The 23309-nt window shown below is 70.7% G+C and carries 20 protein-coding genes; 17 read left to right on the top strand and 3 right to left on the bottom strand.

The window, feature by feature from the left end; translation table 11 throughout:
• Positions 1-10: 10 nt before the first annotated feature.
• The 3 genes from ACGF2Y_RS25490 to ACGF2Y_RS25480 all read right to left on the bottom strand — a co-directional run bounded on the left by ACGF2Y_RS25490 (position 11) and on the right by ACGF2Y_RS25480 (position 4114).
• Complete coding sequence (locus tag ACGF2Y_RS25490) at positions 11-2104, bottom strand: MDR family MFS transporter (RefSeq protein ID WP_392951719.1); 2094 nt, start codon at positions 2102-2104, stop codon at positions 11-13.
• A 330-nt stretch (positions 2105-2434) separates the two neighbouring features.
• Positions 2435-2698, bottom strand: a complete 264-nt coding sequence (locus ACGF2Y_RS25485) for a hypothetical protein (protein ID WP_392951716.1) — start codon at positions 2696-2698, stop codon at positions 2435-2437.
• 201 nt (positions 2699-2899) lie between these two features.
• Positions 2900-4114 (bottom strand): helix-turn-helix domain-containing protein, encoded by a 1215-nt coding sequence (locus tag ACGF2Y_RS25480; RefSeq protein ID WP_392951715.1) that lies wholly within the window; start codon positions 4112-4114, stop codon positions 2900-2902.
• Positions 4115-4925: 811 nt separating this feature from the next.
• Between ACGF2Y_RS25480 and ACGF2Y_RS25475 the strand changes: the two genes are divergently transcribed.
• From ACGF2Y_RS25475 to ACGF2Y_RS25395, 17 genes are all read left to right on the top strand, one after another.
• Complete coding sequence (locus ACGF2Y_RS25475) at positions 4926-5861, top strand: hypothetical protein (RefSeq protein ID WP_392951712.1); 936 nt, start codon at positions 4926-4928, stop codon at positions 5859-5861.
• 267 nt (positions 5862-6128) lie between these two features.
• Positions 6129-6785, top strand: coding sequence for a hypothetical protein (locus tag ACGF2Y_RS25470; protein WP_392951710.1), 657 nt, complete (start codon positions 6129-6131; stop codon positions 6783-6785).
• A gap of 597 nt (positions 6786-7382) precedes the next feature.
• Positions 7383-8873, top strand: coding sequence for a DUF6801 domain-containing protein (locus tag ACGF2Y_RS25465; protein WP_392951707.1), 1491 nt, complete (start codon positions 7383-7385; stop codon positions 8871-8873).
• Positions 8874-9607: 734 nt separating this feature from the next.
• On the top strand, positions 9608-10594 hold the full coding sequence (locus tag ACGF2Y_RS25460; RefSeq protein ID WP_392951704.1) for an ABC transporter ATP-binding protein: 987 nt from the start codon (positions 9608-9610) through the stop codon (positions 10592-10594).
• Positions 10591-11463: an MlaE family ABC transporter permease gene (locus ACGF2Y_RS25455; RefSeq protein ID WP_392951701.1), complete on the top strand. Its 873-nt coding sequence runs from the start codon at positions 10591-10593 to the stop codon at positions 11461-11463. The genes ACGF2Y_RS25460 and ACGF2Y_RS25455 overlap by 4 nt, the downstream gene beginning before the upstream one ends.
• A 3-nt stretch (positions 11464-11466) precedes the next feature.
• Positions 11467-12270, top strand: coding sequence for an MlaE family ABC transporter permease (locus ACGF2Y_RS25450; protein ID WP_392951699.1), 804 nt, complete (start codon positions 11467-11469; stop codon positions 12268-12270).
• A complete protein-coding gene (locus ACGF2Y_RS25445; protein WP_392951696.1) occupies positions 12270-13568 on the top strand; it encodes an MCE family protein in 1299 nt (432 codons plus the stop codon). The genes ACGF2Y_RS25450 and ACGF2Y_RS25445 overlap by 1 nt, the downstream gene beginning before the upstream one ends.
• Positions 13565-14596 (top strand): MCE family protein, encoded by a 1032-nt coding sequence (locus ACGF2Y_RS25440; RefSeq protein ID WP_392951693.1) that lies wholly within the window; start codon positions 13565-13567, stop codon positions 14594-14596. Before ACGF2Y_RS25445 ends, ACGF2Y_RS25440 begins: the two co-directional genes overlap by 4 nt.
• Entirely contained in the window at positions 14593-15612 is a 1020-nt protein-coding gene (locus tag ACGF2Y_RS25435) for an MCE family protein (protein WP_392951690.1), read from the top strand. The genes ACGF2Y_RS25440 and ACGF2Y_RS25435 overlap by 4 nt, the downstream gene beginning before the upstream one ends.
• 1 nt (position 15613) lies before the next feature.
• Entirely contained in the window at positions 15614-16774 is a 1161-nt protein-coding gene (locus ACGF2Y_RS25430) for an MCE family protein (RefSeq protein WP_392951687.1), read from the top strand.
• Positions 16771-17997: an MCE family protein gene (locus tag ACGF2Y_RS25425; protein WP_392951685.1), complete on the top strand. Its 1227-nt coding sequence runs from the start codon at positions 16771-16773 to the stop codon at positions 17995-17997. Before ACGF2Y_RS25430 ends, ACGF2Y_RS25425 begins: the two co-directional genes overlap by 4 nt.
• Complete coding sequence (locus ACGF2Y_RS25420; protein ID WP_392951683.1) at positions 17994-19229, top strand: MlaD family protein; 1236 nt, start codon at positions 17994-17996, stop codon at positions 19227-19229. The genes ACGF2Y_RS25425 and ACGF2Y_RS25420 overlap by 4 nt, the downstream gene beginning before the upstream one ends.
• Complete coding sequence (locus tag ACGF2Y_RS25415; RefSeq protein WP_392951680.1) at positions 19226-19747, top strand: hypothetical protein; 522 nt, start codon at positions 19226-19228, stop codon at positions 19745-19747. The genes ACGF2Y_RS25420 and ACGF2Y_RS25415 overlap by 4 nt, the downstream gene beginning before the upstream one ends.
• Before the next feature lie 23 nt (positions 19748-19770).
• A complete protein-coding gene (locus tag ACGF2Y_RS25410; RefSeq protein WP_392951678.1) occupies positions 19771-20406 on the top strand; it encodes a hypothetical protein in 636 nt (211 codons plus the stop codon).
• Positions 20407-20555: 149 nt separating this feature from the next.
• Positions 20556-21053 carry a hypothetical protein gene (locus ACGF2Y_RS25405; RefSeq protein ID WP_392951950.1) on the top strand — a complete coding sequence of 166 codons (498 nt, stop codon included), beginning with the start codon at positions 20556-20558 and terminating at the stop codon, positions 21051-21053.
• Between the two features lie 51 nt (positions 21054-21104).
• Positions 21105-21911 (top strand): hypothetical protein, encoded by an 807-nt coding sequence (locus ACGF2Y_RS25400; RefSeq protein WP_392951675.1) that lies wholly within the window; start codon positions 21105-21107, stop codon positions 21909-21911.
• A 74-nt stretch (positions 21912-21985) separates the two neighbouring features.
• Positions 21986-23218, top strand: coding sequence for a lytic transglycosylase domain-containing protein (locus tag ACGF2Y_RS25395; protein ID WP_392951672.1), 1233 nt, complete (start codon positions 21986-21988; stop codon positions 23216-23218).
• Positions 23219-23309 lie beyond the last annotated feature (91 nt).

The following is a 23309-nucleotide window of genomic DNA, read 5'->3' as shown; positions in this document are numbered from 1 at the left end:
GCGCCGCCCGTCAGACCGGGGCACCCACCCGCGTCGATCCGCCGTGGCCGGTCGCGGGCGACAGCTCCTGGGCCAGGTCCTCCGCCAGCAGCCGCTTGGCGATCATGTCCACGGTGGCCCGGAGCTGACGGTCGTCGGGGCGGGCGCCGTCCTCGGCCAGGCGGTCGTTGAGCCAGCGGCCCCAGGCGTCGGAGATCACCGCCGCCTCGCGCCGGCCCGCCGCCGTGTGCGAGAAGAGCCGGCCGTCGCCCGTCAGATAGCCCTCCTCGATCATCCGGTCGAAGACGGGCACCAGCACCTCCGGAGGGATGCGGTGCCGGGCGGCGATCAGGCCGAGGCCCGCGTGACCGACCATGCGGGTGAACAGGTCCACCTGCATCACCGCCCACGCCCCCGCCATGTCGAGGCGGGTGTCGGACCCGGCGACGATCCGCCGGGCGGTGTCCGGGCCCGCGCCGTGCAGAATCGCGGCCACCGAGAATTCGAGGAGCTTCGCCGAGTCCCCGCTGCCCGGCTGCGCGAAGCCCTCGCCCATGTCCGTCGACCCGAGCCGCGCCGAGTCCCGCAGCTTCACCTCCTTCAGGAACAGCGCCACGACGAAGCCGATCAGCGCGATGGGCACGGTCCACAGGAACACGGTGTGCAGCGTGTCCGCGTAGGCCAGCGCCAGCGGTTCCGACTGGGCGGCGGGCAGCGCGTGCAGGGCCTGCGGGCTCTGCGAGGCACCGGCCAGCACCGCGGGATCACCGTCGGCGGCGGCCGCCCGCGCGACGCCTTCGGCGAGGTTCGGTTCGAGCGCGTTGGCGTAGATGGTGCCGAACACCGCCGTGCCGAAGGCGCTGCCCAGCGTGCGGAAGAACGTCACGCCCGAGGTGGCCGTGCCCAGGTCCTCGTAATCGACGGTGTTCTGCACGGCGATCGTCAGCACCTGCATCGCCAGTCCGATACCGAGCCCCAGCACCACCATGTACAGGGACTCCAGCCAGACGCCGGTCCCCGACCCCATCCGGGACAGCAGGAACAGCCCCGCCGCCATGACCAGCGTCCCCACGATCGGGAACACCCGGTAGCGGCCCGTCTTGCTCACCACGTTGCCGCTGAAGATCGAGGCGGCCAGCAGCCCGGCGACCAGCGGCAGCGTCCGCACCCCCGAGAGCGTCGCCGAGTCCCCGTCCACGTACTGGAGGTAGGTCGGCAGGAAGATCATCGAGCCGAGCATCGCGAAACCCACGATGAAGCTGAGGATCGAGCAGACCGTGAACACCGGGTTCCGGAACAGCCGCATCGGCAGCATCGGTTCCTTCGCCCGCGTCTCCACCCGGCAGAACAGCACCAGGGCGATCAGCCCCGCGACGAACAGCCCGATGATCATGGGCGAGCCCCAGGCGTACTCGTTCCCGCCCCAGCTCGTCGCCAGGATCAACGCGCTCGCCCCGACGGTGACCAGCGCGATTCCGGCGTAGTCGATGACCGGCCGGCCCGCGGCCTTCACCGACGGAATGTTCCGGGCGGCGGCGATCACCACCACGATGGCGATCGGCACGTTGACGTAGAACGCCCAGCGCCAGGTCAGATGGTCGGTGAACAGCCCGCCGAGCAGCGGTCCGATCACGGTCGAAATGCCGAAGACGGCCCCGATCGCGCCCTGGTACTTGCCCCGTTCGCGCAGCGGGATCACATCCGCGATCAGCGCCATCGACGTGACCATGAGGCCGCCCGCGCCGATGCCCTGCATACCGCGCCAGATGATCAGCAGCAGCATGTCCGACGCGAGGCCGCACAGGAACGATCCCGTGACGAAGATGACCGCCGAAACCTGGAAGACCAGCTTCCGCCCGAACAGGTCGCCGAACTTGCCCACCAGGACGGTGGCCACCGTCTCGGCCAGCAGATAGGCGGTGACCACCCACGACATGTGCGCGGCGCCGCCCAGCTCCGAGACGATCGTCGGCAGGGCCGTGCCCACGATCGTCTGGTCCAGTGCCGCGAGCAGCATGCCGAGCACGATCGTCACGAAGATGATGTTGCGCCGCCGCCGGTCGAGGACGGTCGGCGGCGCGGCGGCACTCTGCACGGCGGGAGTTTGCTCGCTGGCAGTGGTCACTTCTGCACCCTCACACCGGCCCCCCGCCCCCGCATGCGGGAGCGGGCCGGACGGGGGTCAGCGGGTCAGCGGGCGATCGACGCCCTCAGCGGGCCACGAACGCCTCCCGGACGTCCTCGCCGACCCGGTCGAGCGACGGATACGGAGTGAGGTCCTCCAGCTCCACGAGCAGCGGCGCGCCGGGCGAACGTACCGGGGGACATCGGGCAGCTCCGGCAGCCCCCCGCCCGGCCCACCGTCGGCATGACCGGGAGGCCGCCCGGTCATCCCGACGCAGGTCCCCGGTGTGACCGCCGCCGACGGGCTCGATGGGCTCGATGGGGGAGCGGTTCAGAAGGGCGAGCCGGGCAGCACCGCCAGCCGCGGGTGGTGCGCGGCCAGCACCTTGTTGACGCGGGCCAGGTCGGACAGCGCCTGCTCGCGGTCGGCCTGGTCCTCGACGCCGAGCCGGGGGCCGCGGAACCTGCGGACCTCGCGAGCCGCGCAGTAGGCGTCGAACTCCGCCTGGAGGACGTGCGGCGGAACGCACGATCCGATCAGCGCGGCGACCCGGTCCGGGATCGGCACGGGGACGAGGAGGTGCGAGGCGGTCATGGGACGTTCCCTCTCGGATGGTTGGCCAGGAGGCGGTGCACGGGGCCTGCCGCCTGATGAGCGGCAGGTTCCTTCCTGTGTACGGGACGCGGTTCCGGATTTCTCGCCGGATACGTCTCCGTGTCGCAACCGTTTGGGACTGACCGTCTATTTCGCCTTACGCGCCGGTAAGTTGACCCGGCGCGCCGAATGTGATCCGGATCAGGGGGACGTGCCGGTGGAACGGGAGCGCAGACGCAGCGCGCGTAACACCGCCTCGGTGGCGAAACGGCTCTCGGGGTCGACGAGTTGGTCACCGAAGATGGTCTCCAGGCTCCGCATGCGATAGCGCACGGTCTGCGGGTGGACATCCAGCAGCGCCCCCATCTGCGCCGCGGTGCCCCGGGTGTCGAGCCAGATCCGCAGCGTCTCGACCAGCCGGTCGCGGCGGGTGGCGCTGATCCCCGCGACGGCGGCCAGCTCCCGCTGGGCGAGCTGGTCGAGCAGGGCGGGGTCGGACAGCAGCCACAGGGTGGTGAGATGGTCCTCGCAGTGGATGAGCGGCGCGTCGTCGATCACGCCGGAGTCGACGAGCTCCAGGACCCGGCGGGCCCAGCGGATCGACTCGCAGGCCAGCGCCGTGGGGACGGTCAGCCCGATCGCCGCACGGCCGGCCGGCAGGGCCTGTTCCAGCATGGACCTCCGTGCGTCGTTCGGTGCTCCCGGGATCAGCAGGTGCGGCTGCGGGGCGCTGAGGTCGAGGAGAAGGTCGCGGTCCGCGCTGAGCCGGTCCAGCTCCGCCGGGGCGCGGACGGCGATCAGCGTGACCTCCTCCGGCAGCGTCCACCCGGCCTGTTCGCACAGATCGGCGATGGCGCTGCCGGGGGCGGGGCGTCCGGCGAGGATGAGGTGGAGCAGACGGCGGCGCAGCGCCTCGCTGTGCTCGCCCGACTGGGACTGCACCTCCAGGAATCCCTCCCGGGAGAGCGATTCCAGTTCGTCGACGTAGGCGAAGAGCGCGTCGGCGAAGCTCAGCATCAAGGTGGGGGACAGGTGATAGCTCTGTCCGACCTTCTTCGCCCGCCGCAGGGCCACCCGTGCGCCCAGCCGGTAGGCCCCCTGGAGGGTGTCCATGCTTCGGCCCTCGTACGCCTCGAACCGTCCGAAGCGCCGGCACATGTCGTCCCGGAGCGTGGTGGAGGAGGAGGGCTCGGCCACCAGATCGACGAAAGAGGCGAGGCTCTGCTCCACGCCCACCCGGATGGACTGTCCGTTCGGGCCGTCGAGCAGTCGGGCGTATTCCGGATAGGCCCGGGTGACCTCGACGCCGATTTCCTTGATGAGGCTGGGTAGTTCGGGCCGCATGATCGCCGCGAATTCCTGGGGGAGGGGCCCCAGCGGGTCTTCGGTATCCAGCGGCCTTATGAGATGTGCCATGACATGTCCCCTTGCTCTCGGCGCCCGGTGGTGGGGTGAGGCGGTGGGGGGAAAGCGCTCCCACGAACCGGCAGGTGCGTACCAAGTTCGCGACGAAGATAGACCAAGGAACAGGCACTGCACACCACTTGGACAAGATCGGAGTGCAGGGGGCACGCATCCCGGCCGCACGGTGCGACTTCCGTGCAGGTCGGGCGGTACTGCGCGCTTTCGGACAATGAATTTCGGCCGCCTGCTCCGGTGATGACAACAAAGCCGTTCGGCGGCGGCCGGGCGGTTCCCGGCGTGGTGCGCACCGCGGCGGCCGGTCCTTGGCGCGGCCGGACGTACAGGCGGCTCACCATGGAGAACGCGGGTGAGCGACCTCTCCTGAGCGGACATTTCCAGCCGCATGGCTCATTTTCCATGCCATCGGTGAGCGAGTGGAGGCGGGTAGTCCAGGGGTCCCCCGCCCGGCGGTGCCGGGTACGCACGGCGCGCGGGATTCCGGCCGCCGATGAGCAATTCCACGCCTCCGGGTGCGCATTCCTTGATAAAAGGACCGGGCTCCGATGCTCATTTCCGGATCAAAATGAGTGCGATGCAAAGAATCTTAGACGGACGGATTGTGTCGCCCTGTTTCCCGCGAGTAACATCACACATCGATCAATTCGGTCACGAAATCTGCCCGAAATTGATGCTCCGATCCTCCGCCCCCGGGCCCACCCGAGGCTCCATCACCGTAGACGGTCGTCGCGGTGCGGGCATGCGTTGCAGAACCGGTCAACTTCGTGCACGAGGCCGCGCCACGGCGGCCGACAGAGGGGACGACATGAGATCCGTTTCCAATCGAACCCGCGTAGGTCTGCTCGCGGCATTCACGGCGTTCAGCGCTCTGCTCTCCACCGGATCGGCCGCCGCCGCCACCCAGCTCAACGGCGACTGGGCGCCCTTCGACCGCTGCCCGGTCGACGCGCCCGCCATGCTGGCCGCGGACGGCGTGAACACCATCGCCACCTGCATAGCGTCGAGCTCGGCCACCGGGTCCATCACGCTGGGCGCGACGGAGGTCTCCACCGGCCGTACCGATCTGCAGCTCGGAGTCATCCAGCGACCCGACGGCTCCCCCTCGCTGGTGGCCCCGCCCGAGGGGGCGCTGACCGCGGATCCGGCGGAGATCCCGGGCGGCCTGATCGGGCTGATGTGCCCGAGTGGAATTCCTCTCGTATCAGGAATCTGCCGCCTGCTGACGGACAACGACCTCAACCGCGTGACGGCCACCATCGAACCGGCCGGAGCGCCGCGCGACTTCAATATGAGCGCCGCCTTCTCCACCGGTGAGCCCATTCTCACCATCCCGGTCCGCATCCACCTCAAGAATCCGTTCCTGGGTGACAAGTGCTACATCGGGACCACCGCGGATCCGGTGCTCCTGAAGCCGCAGAACGTGACGGCGCCGAGCCTCTCGCTCCAGCGGTTCGCGGCCGACGGGACCCCGAACGACGACGAGGGCGAGATGGGGCGCTACACCTTCGACGGCGCCGACCAGGGCGATGCGGCCTTCGCCGTTCCCGGAGCCAGTGGCTGCGGCGCCGGGCTACTGGACTGGGCGGTGAACCTCAAGACCGGTCTCCCGTCCGCGGCCGGGAAGAACAGCGTGACGCTGGACGCCACCACGACGTACTTCGGCAGCCCCTACGACCCCGCCGGCCTCGCGCCGGACGAGGGCAGGAAGCTGTCGGAATTCTGGCACTCCGCGAAGCGGTAGGCCCTCCCCCCGGTACGAGGAGGTGATGCGAAAGCCGCCCGCAAGCCCTTGCCCGAGCACCTCGAGGCCCTTGCCCGCGCACATCAGGTCCCTGTCCGCGCACCTCAAGTCCCTGCCCGCACACCTCAGATCCTCGTCCACGCACCTCACATCCGTGGCGTGGACCCGCCGAGTGCCGAACCGTCCGGCACGGCGAACAACAAGCAAGCACCTCTCCAGTCACGTTCAGATCAGATCCCCAACGGGACGAGAAAAGGGAGTACCCCCATGTTCAAGAGAACCGGTGTCCTGACCGCGATCGGTGCCGCCGCGGCAGCCGTCGTCCTCGCGGCCCCCTCGGCCGTCGCCGCGCCGACCAGCTGGACGATCAGCCCGACCGGCGACTTCGACGGCAGCGCCGGAGTGACCGTCCTGACCGACAACAACGGCAACAAGATCCAGTGCGCGACCTCCGCCGCTTCGGGCAACGCTCCGAGCTCCCCGGTCGCCGGCAGCCCGGCCAAGCTCGCGTCCATCTCGGCGATCTCGTTCAACTCGCCGTGCACCGGGCCGTTCAGCTCCACCTGGTCGGTGGCCACCACGCCGCCGTGGGAGATCTGGGGCCTGGACTACGCGGCGGGCGCCGGCACCAACTCCACGGGCCGGACGACCGGTGAGATCAGAGCGATCAAGGCGAAGGTGTCCGGGAACAGCATCCTCGGCCCCTGCACCTTCGACGTGACCGGCAAGGTCGCGGCCAAGTACAACAACCCGAGCGCGGGCGGCAGCAACGGCACCCTGGACACCTCGGGCGGCGGGCTCACCCTGGCCATCACCAACAAGTCCGGCGGCGGCTGCGGCATCGTCGGTACCAGCGCCAGCTTCCAGGGCCTGTACACCATCGTGAACGCGGCAACGGGCCAGTCCCCGGTCATCAGTGGCTGACCTGCCGCCGATGACGTCCCGTACATGAGCGTCGTGCCCGGCCGTACGCACCCGACGGCCGGGCACGCCCCCTTTTTTTCGCGCACCCGACGACAAGGACGTGACGGCGGATTGTCACTGTCTGCCAAAGTCCGCGGGCCGGTGATCCGATCGGGAGCCAGGCCCTTCCCAGGCGTCGTCGGCGTGCGTACCGTACCCGTCGGTAGGGGGATCCGCAGCCCGGCCGAGCCCGGTCGACCTACGGCCGAACCCGACCCGGCGTACGGCCGAATCCCCGCTCGACGTCCGATCGCGGTCCGTCCGGCCTCCGCCCGCAGGGCCGTCGCCGCGAACCGGACCCGCTGTCCGCAGCCCACCCATCCTCCAGGGGGTGTCTTGCCGGTCAGGCCGGGTTCGCGTGCCCTGGCGCCGCACCTCGCGGCGTTGTCGTCGGTCGCCGTGGCTCCTTCCCCAAGCTCTCGGCTGCGCTCGAGCAGGGGAGACCCCATCCGACTCCCTCCTCCGCCTTGCGATGCACGGCACCAGACCCCGCTCCCTGACCCGGCCTGACCGACAAGACACCCCCTGGGCCCACGCGCGCCGGAAGGACACATCCGTATGACCGTCGATGCACGCCCCGCAGCGAGACGACCGATCCACTGGGCCGTGGGCGGGGCGCTCGTCGTCGCCACCGCGCTCGTCCCCAGCGCCGAATCGGCCGCCGCGGAACAGAGGTCGGAGGTCGCCCTCCGCTACGCCTGCCCGTTCCCCTCCGGGACCGAGGAAGTGGACGTCGCCGTCTCGGCAGTGCTCCCCACCTCGGCCCGTACGGGCGAGGAGATCCGCCCCGGCCAGGTCTCGGTGGACGTGAGCCTGCCGCCCACGGCGCTCGCCCGGTTCCGTGACCTCGACGCCGAGACCCTGTCGGCCGTCGCACGGCTCACCGTTCGCAACACCGTCGGCGACCGGTCCGCCGACGCCTCCTGGCAGGACCTGAACGCCCCGGCCGTCGCCCTGCCCGACGAAGGCGACCTGGCCCTGACCGCTACGGGGGACGTGCCGACGGTCTCCTTCGGCAGCTCCGGGCGCGCGGCGCTGGCCCCCGCCGCGCTCGCCCTGTCGCTCGCCGGCCGCACGGGTGACGGCGAGCCGACCACGCCCCCGGGACTCGACGTCGCCTGCGAACCGGTCCCGGGCCAGGAGCCCGAACTGGCCGCGATCACGGTCCGCGGCGACACCGGACCCACGGCCCCCGCCCCCCGGCCGGAGGAGAGCGGCCCCGCACCGGAACCGACGCCCAGCCGCCCCGACGAGGGCCTGCCGCCCACCGCGCGGGAGCGGATCGACGCCCTCGCCGACGAACGGCGCGAAGCCCTCGCCGACGAGGATCCGGGCAGCTGCCCGATCGAGATCCCGCCCGAGTGGGTGATGACCACCGCCGAGACCTACGCGGCCGGCTACGCCAACGCCGCCAAGCTGGACGGCGCGGCGGCGCTGGGGCCGGCGTTCATGAAGGTGGTGCTGAACAAGCGCTACATCAACGACTCCTGCGCCTCGACCGTCGACGTCACCTCGGAGGTGGACTTCGACTACGAAGGACGCCGCCAACTCCCCCCGACGAAGGCCACGTTCCTCAGCTACGGATTCATGCCGACGACCGCGACCATGACGCTGGAGCAGGTGGGCCCCCCGGCCGCGATCCACACCCACACGGTCACCAACACGCCGACCTACCCGGAGGAGACGACGGTCACGGCCCAGCTCGTCATGCGGCTGTCCGACGTCGAGGTGAACGGGGTGCCCCTGGATGTGGGGCCCGACTGCCGCACGGAACGGTCCTTCGAACAGGTCCTGCGAGGCTACGGCCAGAGCTATCCGCCGGCCGGCTACCTGGTGGCGTTCGGCGGCAGTCTGACCGGGTACGCCCACATCCCGCCGTTCGAGGGCTGCGGAGTGACCGAGGACCTCGACCCGATCTTCACCTCGGCCATCTCCAGTCCGGGCAAGAAGGCCGACAACTACACCAAGATGACGCAGGCGCCCTTGTGCGTGGCCACGAACCCGGAAGGGCCGGACTGCCCGCCGAAGGTGCCCGACCCCGAACGGTGAGCCCAAGGGCTGTCCCGTCATCCCTGGCGGGCGCACGACGACAGCTACGGCACCTCGCCGCGTTGTCGGAACGCCCGAATACATCCAGTACGCGGACGTCCCTCCGCCTTGCGATGCACCGCATCCGACGCCGCGCGCTGATCCACCAGGGATGACGGGACAGCCCTCAGGCGGCGCCACGGCCGCCGAAGCGTGAACACCCCGAGCCCTTCCGGTTCCCAGGACCGGAAGGGCTCTTCCTGTCCGGCCCCCGGGGCCGTCCGCCGTCCGTGTGATTCCTCATCATCCGACAGGTTTGGCGGCCGGATTACTCACCCGGCAACAATCCTCCGCCGCACATGAATTCTCGCCGAGGAAAATCTGTACCCAGTATTGCGAAGTCAGGTTACCGGCCCGTAGCGTCCCAGACGTGCCGACCGGAGATGCCTGTGCACCTGTTCGTCGGGCATGCCCGGTCCCGGTTCGTTCCGCTCCGGTCCCGGGTCACCCCGGGGAGGATGCCCGGGTGCTTGCGCAGATTTCGACAAGGTCGGGAAACGGCCTTGTCACTGAATGACAAGTGATCCATTCTCAGCCCCGCGTTCGTCGATCTCTGCTGTTCAACGGCTTGCCCTGGCGGTTTCGGCGGACATAACGTGCGCCCCCTGGTGCATGTGTGACGAGCCGCCGTCGTTTTTCTCAGAGCCGGAGCGCATAACGATGAACACGTTCACCGCCACTTCGAGGGAGGGCCGATGGGAATCGAAGTAGTCGTCGAGGGCCTGACGAAGTCCTTCGGCAAGCAGAACATCTGGCAGGACGTCAGCCTCACGCTGCCCGCCGGTGAAGTGAGCGTCATGCTCGGTCCTTCCGGAACCGGAAAGACCGTTTTCCTGAAATCCATCATCGGGCTCCTGAAGCCCGAACAGGGACGCGTCCTCATCAACGGCGTCGACATGGTGAACAGCTCCGAACGCGCCATCATGGAGACCCGGAAGCTCTTCGGCCTCATGTTTCAGGACGGGGCACTCTTCGGCTCGATGTCGCTCTTCGACAACATCGCCTTCCCGCTGCGCGAGCACACCCGCAGGAAGGAATCCGAGATCCGCCGCATCGTCATGGAGCGCATCGATATCGTCGGGCTCCTCGGCGCCGAGGGAAAACTGCCGGGCGAGATATCCGGCGGCATGCGCAAGCGGGCCGGCCTCGCCCGCGCCCTGGTCCTGGACCCGCAGATCATCCTCTGCGACGAGCCGGACTCCGGGCTCGACCCGGTCCGCACCGCCTACCTGTCGCAGCTCCTCATCGACCTCAACGCACAGATCGACGCGACGATGCTCATCGTCACCCACAACCTCGACATCGCGGCGACCGTCCCCGACAACATGGGCATGCTGTTCTGCCACAACCTCGTCACTTTCGGCCCGCGTGAGGTGCTGCTCACCAGCGACACCCCGGTCGTCTCCCAGTTCCTCGCCGGACGCCGCGAAGGACCCATCGGCATGTCCGAGGAGAAGGACGCCGCCACCCTCGCCGCCGAGCAGCGGGGCGACACCGCCCCGCTGCGCACCGGACTCCGCACCGTCGTCCCCCAGCTGGAGCCCTCGCCCGGGATGCCCGTACGCCAGGGCGCGCTGCGCCGCCGGGAGCGGGTCATGTCGATGATGGGCCAGCTGCCGGAGGCCGCCCGTACGGCGATCCTCAACAGCTACACCCCGGCCGCGGGAGGTGCGCGCGCGTGACCGCCCCGATGCCGGTGCGGCCGCCCGAGCCGCCCGAGAAACCCCCGCCGGCCACCGGCCCCGCCTCCGCCGCCCGCCCCGCACCCGAGCAGCGGCGCCCGTCCCGGCTGCTCGCCCCGCTCCGTGAGACCGGGAAACTGTTCGCGCTCGCCGTCGCGGTGGCACGGGCCATCTTCCGCAGACCGTTCCAGGTGCGGGAGTTCATTGAACAGTTCTGGTTCGTCGCGAGCGTCACGATCCTGCCCGCCGCCCTCGTCTCCATCCCGTTCGGCGCGGTCATCGCCCTCCAGGTCGGCTCCCTCACCCAGCAGCTCGGCGCCCAGTCCTTCACCGGCGGCGCCAGCGTCCTCGCCGTCATCCAGCAGGCGAGCCCGATCATCGTGGCGCTGCTGATCTCCGGGGCCGCCGGGTCCGCGATCTGCGCCGACCTCGGATCGCGCAAGATCCGCGAGGAACTCGACGCGATGGAGGTCATGGGCGTCTCGCCCATCCAGCGCCTCGTCGTCCCCCGGGTGCTGGCCACCATGCTCGTCGCCGTCCTGCTCAACGGACTGATCTCGGTGGTCGGCACGCTCGGCGGCTACTTCTTCAACGTGATCATGCAGGACGGCACCCCCGGCGCGTACCTCGCGAGCTTCTCCGCCCTCGCCCAGCTGCCCGACCTCTACATCAGCGAGTTCAAGGCCCTCGTCTTCGGCTTCATCGCGGGCATCGTCGCCGCCTACCGGGGCCTCAACCCGCGCGGCGGCCCCAAGGGCGTCGGCGACGCGGTCAACCAGTCCGTCGTCATCACCTTCATGCTGCTGTTCTTCGTGAACATGGTCCTCACGGCGATCTACCTCCAGATCGTCCCCGCGAAGGGGAGCTGACCCATGGCGATGCTCAGCCGGCTCGACCGTTCGGGCGACCAGCTCATCTTCTACGTCAAGGCACTCGTCTGGATCCCGCGCACCCTGCGCCGCTATCTGCGGGAGGTGCAGCGGCTGCTGGCCGAGGTCGCCTTCGGCAGCGGCGGACTCGGCGTCATCGGCGGCACCATCGGCGTGATGGTCGCCATGACCCTGTTCACCGGGACGGTCGTCGGACTCCAGGGATACGCGGCCCTCAACCAGATCGGCACCTCGGCGTTCACCGGATTCATCTCCGCCTACTTCAACACCCGGGAGATCGCCCCCCTGGTCGCCGGACTCGCCCTCTCCGCCACCGTCGGCGCGGGCTTCACCGCCCAGCTCGGCGCGATGCGGATCAACGAGGAGGTCGACGCCCTGGAAGCGATGGGCGTCCGCTCCATGCCCTACCTCGTCACCACCCGGATCATCGCCGGAGTCGTCGCGATCATCCCGCTGTACGCGATCGGGCTGCTCTCCTCGTACGTCGCCTCCCGCTACATCACCATCTTCTTCAACGGGCAGTCGGCGGGCACCTACGACCACTACTTCAATCTCTTCCTCTCCCCGCAGGACGTCCTGCTGTCGGTGCTCAAAGTGCTGATCTTCAGCGTGCTGGTGATCCTCGCCCACTGCTACTACGGCTTCCACGCCACCGGCGGACCGGCCGGCGTGGGCGTGGCGGTCGGCCGGTCGGTGCGCAACGCCATCGTCCTCATCAGCGTCACCGACTTCTTCCTCTCGCTCGCCATCTGGGGCGCCACGACGACCGTGAAGGTGGCCGGCTGATGCGTACATCCAGCACGCGCACGGTCCGCCGGCGACTGGCGGGAATCGCCTTCCTGCTGGTGCCCGCCGTCCTGGTGTGGGTCTCGGTCTCCGTGTACGAGAAGGACTTCACCGACGACGCCACCGTCACCGTCCGCACCGGCTCGGTCGGCAACGAGATGCACACACACGCCGATGTGAAGCTGCGCGGCGTCGTCATCGGGCAGGTCCGCTCCATCGCCACCGACGGCGAGGGCGCCCGCCTCACCCTGGCCATCGACCGGGACCAGCTCGGCCGGGTCCCCGCCGACGTCACCGCCCAGATGCTGCCCACCACCCTCTTCGGCGCACGGTTCGTCGCACTCGTCCCGCCCCGCATCCCCACGGGCGGTGCCCTGCGCGCCGGTGCGGTCATCCCGCAGGACCGTTCCAGCAACGCCATCGAGCTGGAACAGGTCCTGGACAACGTCCTGCCGCTGCTGACCGCCGTGAAGCCCGAGAAGCTCGCCGCCACCCTGGGCGCCGTCTCCCAGGCCCTGGAGGGCCGCGGCGAACGCCTCGGCGAGACGCTGACCACGCTGGACGGTCACCTGAAGAAGTTCAACCCCCAACTCCCCACGCTCAACGCCGACATCAAGGAACTCGTCAAGGTGAGCACGCTGTACGCGGACGCCGCGCCGGACGTCCTCGACGCGCTGACCGACGCCACGGTCACCAGCTCCACCCTCGCCGACCAGGAAGCACGGCTCGCCGGTCTCTACGGCACCACCACGGCCGCCGCGCGGGACGTCACCTCCTTCCTGCGGGAGAACAAGGACAACCTCATCCGGCTCTCCGCCGCCGGCAGGCCCTCCCTCGAACTCCTCGCCGAATACGCCGATGCGTTCCCCTGCACCCTGCGCACCATGGCCGGTTTCGTGCCCGCGATGGACAAGGCCCTCGGCAAGGGATCCGACCAGCCGGGACTGCATGTGACGGTCAAGTCCGTTCCCTCCAAGGGCAAGTACGTCCCCGGCAAGGACACACCGGTCTACAGCGCCTCCGGCGGACCGCACTGCTACTCGGTGCCGTACGTCGGCAAGCACGCGCCGACCGCCGACACCCGCCGGGCCGCCGACGTCACCGCACCGCCGCCGGACCCCGACGATGGCGGCGGCGACACGGACACCGCGCTCGGCCTGCCCAACTCGCCCCAGGAGTCCCGGCTCGTCAACGAACTGATCGCACCCTCGCTGAAGGTCCGGCCGGGAGACCTGGCCGACTGGAGCAGCGTGCTCATCGGTCCGGCCTTCCGCGGTGCGGAGGTGAAGCTCAAGTGAAACGCCGCTCGCTCGTGGGACCGGTCGCCAAGTCCCTCGTCTTCATCGTGGTCACCGTGCTGGCCACCACCGTCCTCGGGCTCTCCATCGCCAACACGGGCGTCGGGGACACCACCACGTACAAGGCGAGGTTCACCGACGCCACCGGCCTCATCCCCGGCGACAGCGTCCGGATCGCCGGCGTGAAGGTCGGCCAGGTCGAATCCGTGAAGGTCGCCGACCGGCGGGTCGCCGAGGTCGCCTTCGCCGTGCGCAAGGGGCGCTCCCTCCCCGCCTCGGTGACGGCGTCCATCAAATACCTCAACATGGTCGGCCAGCGGTACGTCGACCTCGACCGGGGCGCCGGACCCGTCGGCCGGGCCTTCGCGCCCGGGGACACCATCCCGCTCTCCCGCACCACCCCGGCGCTCGACCTCACCCAGCTCTTCAACGGTTTCCAGCCCCTGTTCGAAGGGCTGTCACCGCCCGACGTCAACCAGCTCGCCGGCTCCATCGTCCAGGTCCTCCAGGGCGAGGGCGGCACCGTCGACAGCATCCTGCGGCACGTCGGCTCGCTCACCACCACCGTCGCCGCGAAGGACAAGGTGATCGGCGAGGTGATCAAGAACCTCAACACGGTCCTCAAGACGGTCAACGACCGGGAGGCGGGCTTCGACGACCTCGTCGTCACCCTCCAGAAGCTCGTCACCGGATTCTCCGGCGACCGCGAACCGCTCGGCGAGGCCATCACCGCGATGGGCGCGCTCACCACCGTCACCGCCGACCTCTTCCAGGACGGAAGGAAGCCGCTCAAGGACGACATCCGTCAACTGGGAAGACTCAGCGGAGAGTTGGAGAAGGGCACCCCGCAGATCGAGAACTTCCTGCAGAAGACCCCGGCCAAGATGGCGGCCATCAGCCGGCTGACGTCCTACGGATCGTGGCTCAACCTCTACCTCTGCGAAGCGAAGGTCAGCGGTGTCACCCACGACGACGGCAGCACGCCGCCAGGCGGCATCGCGATCACCCAACCGAGGTGCCTGGCATGAGAATCACCCCCATCCGGGAACGCAACCCGGTCGCCGTCGCCGTCGTCGGACTCCTCGTCCTGGCGCTGGTCGGCCTCGCCGCCTGGCGCGCCGACTCCCTGCCCTTCGTCCGGGGCGGCACCTCCTACAGCGCCGACTTCACCGAATCCGCAGGACTCGCCGACGGCGACGAGGTACGCATCGCGGGGGTGAAGGTCGGCGAGGTCACCGGAGTCTCGCTCGACAGGGCGAAGGTCCGGGTCGACTTCCGGGTGAAGGACGCCTGGATCGGCGACTCCTCCACCGTGGGCATCGCCATCAAGACCCTGCTCGGCGAGAAGTACCTCGCCGTCGACCCCCTCGGCGACGCCCCGCAGGACCCCGGCTCCCGCATCACCGCGAGCCGCACCACCTCCCCGTACGACGTCACCCAGGCGTTCAACGGGCTCGGGGAGACCATCGGGGAGATCGACACCGAACAGCTCGCCAAGAGCTTCGAGACGATCTCCGCCACCTTCAAGGACTCCCCGCCCCACGTCCGCAGCGCCGCCGACGGACTCTCCGCCCTCTCCCGTACGGTCTCCGAACGCGACGCCCAGCTCGCCACCCTGCTCCGCAGCAGCAAACAGCTCACCAAGACCCTCGCCGGGAAGAAGAGCAGCTTCGAGACGCTCCTGGAGGACGGGAACCTGCTCCTCGGCGAGATCCGGGCCCGCCGCGACTCCATCCATCTGCTGCTCACCGGCACCCGCGACCTCGGCACCCAGCTCACCGGACTCGTCCGGGACAACGACAAGCAGCTCGGGCGGACCCTGGAGTCCCTCGGCCGGGTCACCGCCGTCCTGGTGAAGAACCGCAAGAGCCTGGACAAGGTCCTCGCGATGACCGGTTCGTACAGCCGGCTCGTCGGCAACACCCTCGGCAGCGGGCGCTGGTTCGACAACTACGTCTGCGGCGTCGTGCCCAAGAACTACCTTCCCGCCGGCACACCCCCGGCGACCGGATGCATGCCACCCCGGCAGCAAGGGGGCCGCTGACATGAGACGCACCCGCATCATCGGCATCGGCACCGGACTGGCCCTCGTCGCCGTCGCGGCGGCGACCGGTGTGAGCGCCCTGGAGGAGGACGGGAAGACCACCGTCACCGCCTACTTCGACCGGGCCACCGGCGTCTACGCCGGATCCGACCTGCGCATCCTCGGCGTCAAGGCCGGCACCGTCGACTCCGTCGAGCCCCGCGGCGAAGAGGTGAAGGTCGTCCTGCGCCTCGACCGGGGCATCGACGTCCCCGAGGACGCCCACGCCGTCGTCGTCGCCCCCAGCCTCGTCGCCGACCGCTACATCCAGCTCGCCCCGGCCTACGACGGCGGCCCCCGGCTCGCCGACGACGCGGTCCTGCCCGCCGCCCGCAACGCCACCCCCGTCGAGGTCGACGAGCTGTACGCCTCCATCACCGAACTCTCCACCGCGCTCGGCCCGAACGGGGCCAACGCCGACGGGGCGCTCGCCCGGCTGCTGGACACCGGGGCGAAGAACCTCGACGGCAACGGCAAGGCCATCGGGGAGTCCATCGAGCAGTTCGGCAAGGCCACCAAGACGCTCGACAAGAGCAGCGGAAACCTGTTCGACACCCTCGCCCACCTCCAGACCTTCACCACCATGCTCAAGGAGAACGACGGCAACGTCCGCAGCGCCGAGCAGCAGCTGAACACGGTCACCTCCTTCCTCGCCGACGACAAGAAGAACCTCAGCGCGGCCCTCAAGGAACTCGGCACCGCCCTCGGCCAGGTCAAGGCCTTCATCGCCAAGAACCGCGGCGCGCTCAAGAAGAACGTCGAGGCCCTGGTGCCCGTCACCCAGGCACTCGTCGACCAGCGAGCCTCGCTGGCCGAGGCGATGGACACCCTCCCGCTTGCCGCGGGCAACGTCCTCAACGCCTACGACCCGGCCAACCGCACCCTCAACGGGCGCACCAACCTCAACGAACTGTCCATGGGCGGACCGCTCGTCGACCCCGCCGCCTCGGCCGGCCGGCTCACCGGCCTCGCCCCCGTCGACGCGAACCGCCGCAAGGCGCTGCCCGTCCTGCCGCTGCCGGAGGTCGGCACGGTCTACGGCACCCCCGAGAAGCAGTCCGAGAAGCAACCCGGCAAGCAGTCCGAGAAGCAGCCCGGCGAGCAGAAGGGGGCGCGACGATGAACGACGACGCCCGGCGCGGACCCGTCGTACGGGCCGCCGTCGCAACCGTGGCCCTGCTCGCCACCGGCGCCCTGACCGCCCTGGTCGTGGTCCGCCCCGACGTTCCCTCCTTCACCGGCATCGAGCAGTTCCCGCTGCCCGGCGGCGCGGACCTCGGCGACCGCCCGTACGAGGTGACCGCCGAGTTCGGCGACGTCCTCAGCCTCGCCCCGCAGTCCTCGGTCAAGGTCAACGACGTGTCCGTCGGGCGCGTCACAAGGATCGCCCTCGCCCCGGACGGCTGGCGGGCCCGGGTCACCATGCGGGTCAACGGGAAGATCAAGCTCCCCGCCAACGCCTACGCCCGCCTCGAACAGTCCAGCCTGCTCGGCGAGAAGTTCATCCAGCTGACCCCGCCGCCCGAGGGCACCGGACGCGGCTCGCTCGCCGCCGACGGACGCATCCCGCTCTCCCGCACCAACCGGAACCCGGAGGTCGAAGAGGTCTTCGGAGCCCTGTCGATGCTCCTCAACGGGGGCGGCGTCAACCAGCTCAAGACCATCACCACCGAGCTGAACAAGGCGCTCGCCGGGCAGGAACCGCAGATCCGCTCCATGCTCAACCGGGTCGACACACTCGTGACCAACCTGGACGAGAACAAGGGCGACATCACCAAGGCCCTCGACGGGGTCAACCGGCTCGCCGCCACCCTCGCCACCCGTAAACAGGACGTCGGAACGGTCCTGACCGGGCTCAGCCCCGGACTCAAGGTCCTGGAGAAGCAGCGCGGCTCGCTGCTGACCATGCTGCGCTCCCTCGACACGCTCTCCACGGTGGCCGTCGACACGATCAACCGGAGCAAAGCCGACATGATCGCCGACCTCAAGGCGCTCGCCCCGACCCTCAAGGCACTCGCCGACTCCGGCCAGGACCTCCCCGACTCCCTCCAGGTGCTGCTGACCTACCCCTTCACGGACGAGGTGCTGCGCGGCGTCAAGGGCGACTACCTCAACGTCTACCTGGATGTGACGGCCCTGCCCGGTACGCAGATCATCCCCGCGCTCACCCCGGACGAGCCCGGGATCCCGCTGCCTCCGTCCGAGGGCGAAGGCGTGGCGGCGGCCCGCGGCGCGCTCCCGCTGCCGCTGCCCGCCGTGTCGGGCACGCCGAAGAGCACCGCTTCGGGCACACCGGGGACCGACGTGTCCGGGGCGCCGAAGACCGAGAAGGAGGCGACACCGTGATCACCCTCGCCATCCGGCTGAAGAACATCGCCTTCCTCGTCATCGCCGTCCTGGTGCTGGGCTATCTGGGCGTGCGGTACGCCGATCTCGGCCACTACGTCGGACTCCGCAGCTACTACACCGTCACGGTCCAACTCCCGCAGACGGGCGGCCTGTACACCCACTCCAACGTCACCTACCGGGGCGTCTCCGTGGGCCGGGTCGGCCCCATCGAGCTGACCGGGGAGGGCGTCGAGGCCGAGCTGCGGATCGAGAAGGACGCCCCGCCGATCCCGGACAGCCTCACCGCCGTCGTCGCGAACCTCTCGGCGGTCGGCGAGCAGTACGTCGATCTGCGGCCCACCCGCGGGGACGGCCCCTTCCTGGGCAACGGCTCCGTCATCGACGAGGCCGACACCACCATCCCCGCGCCCCCGACCGACGTCCTCACCAGCGTCGACGACCTGGCGAGCTCGGTGGACCTGGAGAGCCTTCGGACGGTCGTCGAGGAGTTCGGGGCCGCCTTCGAAGGGCGCGGCGAGGACCTCCAGGTCCTGCTGGACACCGGGGGCGACTTCATCGAGGCCGCCGACAAGGCCCTGCCGGTCACCACCCGGCTGATGGCCGACGGCGAGCGCGTCCTGCGCACCCAGGCCGAACAGGGCCAGGCCCTCAAGGGCTTCGCCTCGGGGGCCAGGGAACTGGCCGCCGAACTCAAGGGATCCGACGCCGACCTGCGCCGCCTCATCGCGACCACCCCGGACGCCGCCGTCCAGATCAGCGGACTGCTGCGCGACCTGGACCCGGCCTTCGGCGTCGTCGTCGCCAACCTCCTCACCACCTCGGAGGTCGCCGTCACCCGCCAACGCGGCCTGGAGGAACTCCTCGTGAAGCTGCCCGCCGTCGCCGCCGCCGGAGCGAGCGCGGTCGACGACGACGGCGCCCGGTTCGGGATGTCCGTCACCTTCTTCGAACCGCTGCCCTGCACCGCCGGCTACGGCGGGACGGTCTACCGCAACGGCCTCAACACCTCGGCCGGGCCCGCCGTCAACACCGCCGCCCGCTGCACGTCCTCGCCCGGCACCGGCATCAACGTCCGGGGCAGCGCCAACGCCCCCAAGGGCGGCCCGGTGCCGAAACCGGTCGTTCCGGGCTCGATGAAGCTGCCCGGAACCGTGGACGGCGCCTCCGCGACCGCGCAGCCGCCGACCGAGGGCATGGCCGGGCTGCTCGGCCTGGGAGGCGGCTCATGACCCCCCGCACCCGACGCCGGACCGGCTGGGCCGTGCTGCTCGTCGCCGCCCTGCTCTGCGGCCTGGGGGCCTGGTCGTACGGGCAGGCGCGCGGCGACCGCACGCTGTCCTACGCGAAGGCCCGCGACACCGCCCTGACCGAGGGCAAACGGCACCTCGCGACGCTGAACAGCCTGGACGGCGAGAACGCGAAGCGGGTCGACGACGGGTTACGGGCCTGGCTGGACTCCTCCACGGGACCGCTGCACGACCAGCTGGAGCGGACCCGGAACACCGATGCGAAGTCCCTGACGACAGCGGGCGACACGGCCCGGGGCAAGGTCACATCGGCGGCGCTGACCGCACTGGACGAGCGCACGGGCACGGCGGAGCTGATCGCCACCGTGGACGTCGAGGTCACCCCGCGCACCGGCCCGGCCGGCACCCAGCGCAAGCGGTTCGCGGCGACCCTCGCCCGTACGTCCGACGGCTGGAAGGTCAAGTCGCTCACGGCGATCGGGACGGGCGGCAGCCGATGAGGCCGCGGGGAGGAACGCCGACGGTGAACAGCACGACGACGGACGCGACGGACGCGGCGGACGCCACGGCAGAGGCGGCCGTGGTGGAAGCGACAGACGTGACGGACACGGCAGACGTGACGGACGCGGTGGATCTGACGGATTCCGTGGACGCGTCCCACCGCCGGTGGCCGCGCGTCCTCGGCGCGCTCCTGACGGTCGCCCTGATCGCCACGGGGGGCGCCCTGTACGCCGAGGGACGCCACCTGCGGGACACCCCGGCCACCGCGAACCTCGCGCTCACCGACGCCGAGGCGACCGCCCGCGTCACCGGCGACGTCAGCAGCGCCCTCCGGAAGGTCTTCTCGTACGGCCCCGGGGCCACCGCCGCCACCAGGGCGGCGGCGAAAGAGGTCCTGGCGGACCAGGCGCTCCAGCAGTACGCGGCGCTGTTCGGCCAGGTCGAGCGGCAGTCCACCGACCAGGAACTGACGCTCACCACCGACGTCGTCAAGGCCGGAGTGACCCGGCTGACCGGCAGCAGCGCCCACCTCCTGGTCTTCCTCGACCAGGTCTACGAGCGCCGGGGCCGCGCCCCCGCCACCGCCTCCGCGCAGCTCACGGTGACCGCCGAACTGCGCGACGGGCGTTGGTGGATCGTCGAGATCGGCTCCACATGACGGCGGGCCGGAGGCGATGGCGCACCGGTCCGGTTCGGCAGGCAGGGGAGAGGCAGCACATGGCACGCGAGCGGACGGCACGGCAGGACGCGGCACCGGCAAGGCCGGCACCGGCGGGGTCGGCACGGGCGCGGGCGAGGAATCCGCTGGTGATCGCGGCGCTGGCCCTGGCGGTGTGCGCGGCCGGAGCGGCGGGCTGGGGCGGCTGGCTGCGCTACGAGGCCACGCACGACGACGCGGCGGTCTTCGCGCAGGCGCGGGACGACGTGCTGGCGGCGGGCGAACAGGCGGTGCAGAACATGAACACCCTGGACCACCGCTCACTGGAGAAGGGGCTCGACAACTGGGAGCAGTCCACCACGGGCGATCTGCACCGCCAACTCATCGACGGACGTGACACGTTCGCTCAGCAGATCGCCGAGGCGAAGACGGTGAGCACGGCCAAGGTCCTCTCCGGTGCGGTGACCGAACTGGACCAACGGGCGGGCCGGGCCGGGGTGATGGTGGCGCTCCGGGTCACCGTGACCGCACCGAAGGGCGAACCGGCGGTGAAGGAGAGCCGGTTGCTCGGGAGCCTCACCCGGACCGCCGAGGGGTGGAAGCTCAGCGCGCTGGGCCAGGCGCCGGTCGGCGGCACGGCCGGCTGACCTCTCTGCCCCGCATCCGCCCGCCCCGCACGCCCCGGAGAGGATCCGCCCATGTCGACGACCCGTCACCTCGTCAACCGCCGCCGCCGACTGGCCACGGCTCCACCGCGTACGCCGGGGGCCGAGACGGATCCGGCACCCGCGCCGGACACGGCTGTCGCCACCGACGCCGGACCACAGGCCGAAGCAAGCACCGACACCGCCCGCCACACGGAAACCGACACCGACACCGACACCGGCATCGGCCGTGGCACGCACACCGAGACCGGCACCGATGCCACTGCCGAGACCGGCACGGATCCTGATGCCCCGGCGGCTGCTCCCCGTGTCAAGGCATCCCGCCCCCGGGTCCCGCTCCCCGTCGTCGTCCTGTGCGTCCTCACCGTCGTCCTCGGAGCCTTCGCCGCCTGGGCGTTCGCCTCGGCCGGCAGCCTCCGCGACGAGCCGGCCCGGCAGAACACCGCGCTCACCGACATCGGCCGCACCAGTGAGGTGAAGGGCCGGATCAGTGAGGCGGTCGGTGCGGTGTTCTCGTACGACTACGCCTCACCCGCCCGGTCCGACCGCGCGGCGAGCACCTATCTGACCGGCCGGGCCGTGCAGCAGCACAAGGACATGCTCGCCGACGTACGGGAGCAGGCCCCGAAGCAGAAGCTCGTCCTGACCACCACCGTCACCGGGAGCGGGGTCGAGTTCCTCGACGGCGAGCGCGCCCGCCTGCTGATCTTCGCCGACCAGAGCAACACCCGTACCGGCAAGGACGAGGAGACGACGTACGCGGCGGCCATGTTCGCCGTGGACGCCGTCCGACGCGGGGACACCTGGCTGATCGCCGCCATCGACACGTTCACCCGCTGAAGCCGGGAGCCCGGACCCCGGGCCCCCGGGAGACCGGCAGAGAACCCCGGACGCCGGGGGAGAGGGGAGCCCGCATGAGTGTCAACCGCACGGTGCGCCGCCGGCTCGGCGCCACGGCCACCGCCGTCGCCGCGATGACCGTGCTCACCGCGTCCCAGGCCCCGGGGTTCGCGCGGCCCGAGCCCCGGCAGGAGAAGGCGGCGTCCTCGGACGATGTCGTGTGGACCGAGGTGCCGGGAGACGACGTCTACCACACCGAGTTACCGCCGCTGCGGTCCCCGAAGCCGCCCGCGCCTCTGAAGCCCGGGACGAAACCCGATCCCGTGGTGGCCCGTGTCTGGTCCGAGGCGGGCATCCCGGCCACGGTGCTGGCCGCCTACCGCAAGGCCGAGAGAGCGGTGGGGCGCAGCGATCCGGGCTGCCGGCTGCCGTGGCAGCTGCTCGCGGCGATCGGCAAGGTCGAGTCCGGCCAGGCGTCCGGCGGGCGGGTCGACGCGCGGGGGACGACGCTCACCCCTATCCTCGGCCCCGCGCTCGACGGCAACGGTTTCGCCCTGATCCGGGACACCGACAAGGGGGCGTACGACGGCGACCGCACGTTCGACCGGGCCGTCGGGCCGATGCAGTTCATCCCGTCCACCTGGGCGGCCTGGGGCGCGGACGGCAACGGCGACGGCCGCCGGGACCCGAACAACATCTACGACGCGGCGCTCGCCGCCGGGCACTACCTCTGTGCCGGGTCCCGCGATCTGGCCCGCCGCGCCGACCTGGACCGGGCGATCCTCAGCTACAACCGCTCCGAGACCTATCTGCGGACGGTGCTGTCCTGGCTGGAGTTCTACCGCGAGGGCAGCCATCCGGTCGCCGACGGCACGGGAGTCCTCCCGGCCGGCCCAGGCCCCGGCGGGAAGACCCCGCCCAAGGCCCCGGTCGGCGACGGCCCCGGCACGCCGGAACGTCCGGGCAAGGGCGACGGAGGCATCGTTGTCGGCCCACAGCCCACGCGGCCGCCGGGCCCGACGCCCCCGCCCGGCCCGCCGGACCCCGGCTCACCGAGCCCCGACCCGACGGACCCGACGGACCCGACGGACCCGACCGATCCGACGGACCCGACCGATCCGACGGACCCGGACCCGACCGATCCGGACCCGACCGACCCCGATCCGTCCGATCCGGGCCCGACCGATCCGGGCCCCACCGACCCCACCGACCCCGACCCCACCGACCCGGGCCCCGACCCGACGGACCCGACCGACCCGAGCCCCACAGACCCGGGCCCGAGCCCCAGTCCCGACCCGACCGCCTGAGCTTGCTCCGCTTTGACGGACACCATTGGTGTGGTGGTCAGGCCGCGAGCGCGGTCTCGTACTCGGCGGGACTGCGGTAGCCGAGGCTGCT

Origin of the sequence: Streptomyces sp. NPDC048142, from assembly GCF_043202835.1 — a bacterium.
In the GTDB taxonomy this organism is placed as follows: Bacteria; Actinomycetota; Actinomycetes; order Streptomycetales; family Streptomycetaceae; genus Streptomyces.
The sequence above is the reverse complement of the archived record's forward strand: the minus strand, read 5'-3'. Positions and strand labels throughout refer to the sequence as shown.

Excerpts from the sequence above, each read along its gene's own strand:
- ACGF2Y_RS25485 (WP_392951716.1), bottom strand. The coding sequence starts at position 2,698 with ATGACCGCCTCGCACCTCCTCGTCCCCGTGCCGATCCCGGACCGGGTC.
- ACGF2Y_RS25480 (WP_392951715.1), bottom strand. The coding sequence starts at position 4,114 with ATGGCACATCTCATAAGGCCGCTGGATACCGAAGACCCGCTGGGGCCC.
- ACGF2Y_RS25475 (WP_392951712.1), top strand. The coding sequence starts at position 4,926 with ATGAGATCCGTTTCCAATCGAACCCGCGTAGGTCTGCTCGCGGCATTC.
- ACGF2Y_RS25470 (WP_392951710.1), top strand. The coding sequence starts at position 6,129 with ATGTTCAAGAGAACCGGTGTCCTGACCGCGATCGGTGCCGCCGCGGCA.
- ACGF2Y_RS25465 (WP_392951707.1), top strand. The coding sequence starts at position 7,383 with ATGACCGTCGATGCACGCCCCGCAGCGAGACGACCGATCCACTGGGCC.
- ACGF2Y_RS25460 (WP_392951704.1), top strand. The coding sequence starts at position 9,608 with ATGGGAATCGAAGTAGTCGTCGAGGGCCTGACGAAGTCCTTCGGCAAG.
- ACGF2Y_RS25450 (WP_392951699.1), top strand. The coding sequence starts at position 11,467 with ATGGCGATGCTCAGCCGGCTCGACCGTTCGGGCGACCAGCTCATCTTC.
- ACGF2Y_RS25445 (WP_392951696.1), top strand. The coding sequence starts at position 12,270 with ATGCGTACATCCAGCACGCGCACGGTCCGCCGGCGACTGGCGGGAATC.
- ACGF2Y_RS25435 (WP_392951690.1), top strand. The coding sequence starts at position 14,593 with ATGAGAATCACCCCCATCCGGGAACGCAACCCGGTCGCCGTCGCCGTC.
- ACGF2Y_RS25430 (WP_392951687.1), top strand. The coding sequence starts at position 15,614 with ATGAGACGCACCCGCATCATCGGCATCGGCACCGGACTGGCCCTCGTC.
- ACGF2Y_RS25425 (WP_392951685.1), top strand. The coding sequence starts at position 16,771 with ATGAACGACGACGCCCGGCGCGGACCCGTCGTACGGGCCGCCGTCGCA.
- ACGF2Y_RS25415 (WP_392951680.1), top strand. The coding sequence starts at position 19,226 with ATGACCCCCCGCACCCGACGCCGGACCGGCTGGGCCGTGCTGCTCGTC.
- ACGF2Y_RS25400 (WP_392951675.1), top strand. The coding sequence starts at position 21,105 with ATGTCGACGACCCGTCACCTCGTCAACCGCCGCCGCCGACTGGCCACG.
- ACGF2Y_RS25395 (WP_392951672.1), top strand. The coding sequence starts at position 21,986 with ATGAGTGTCAACCGCACGGTGCGCCGCCGGCTCGGCGCCACGGCCACC.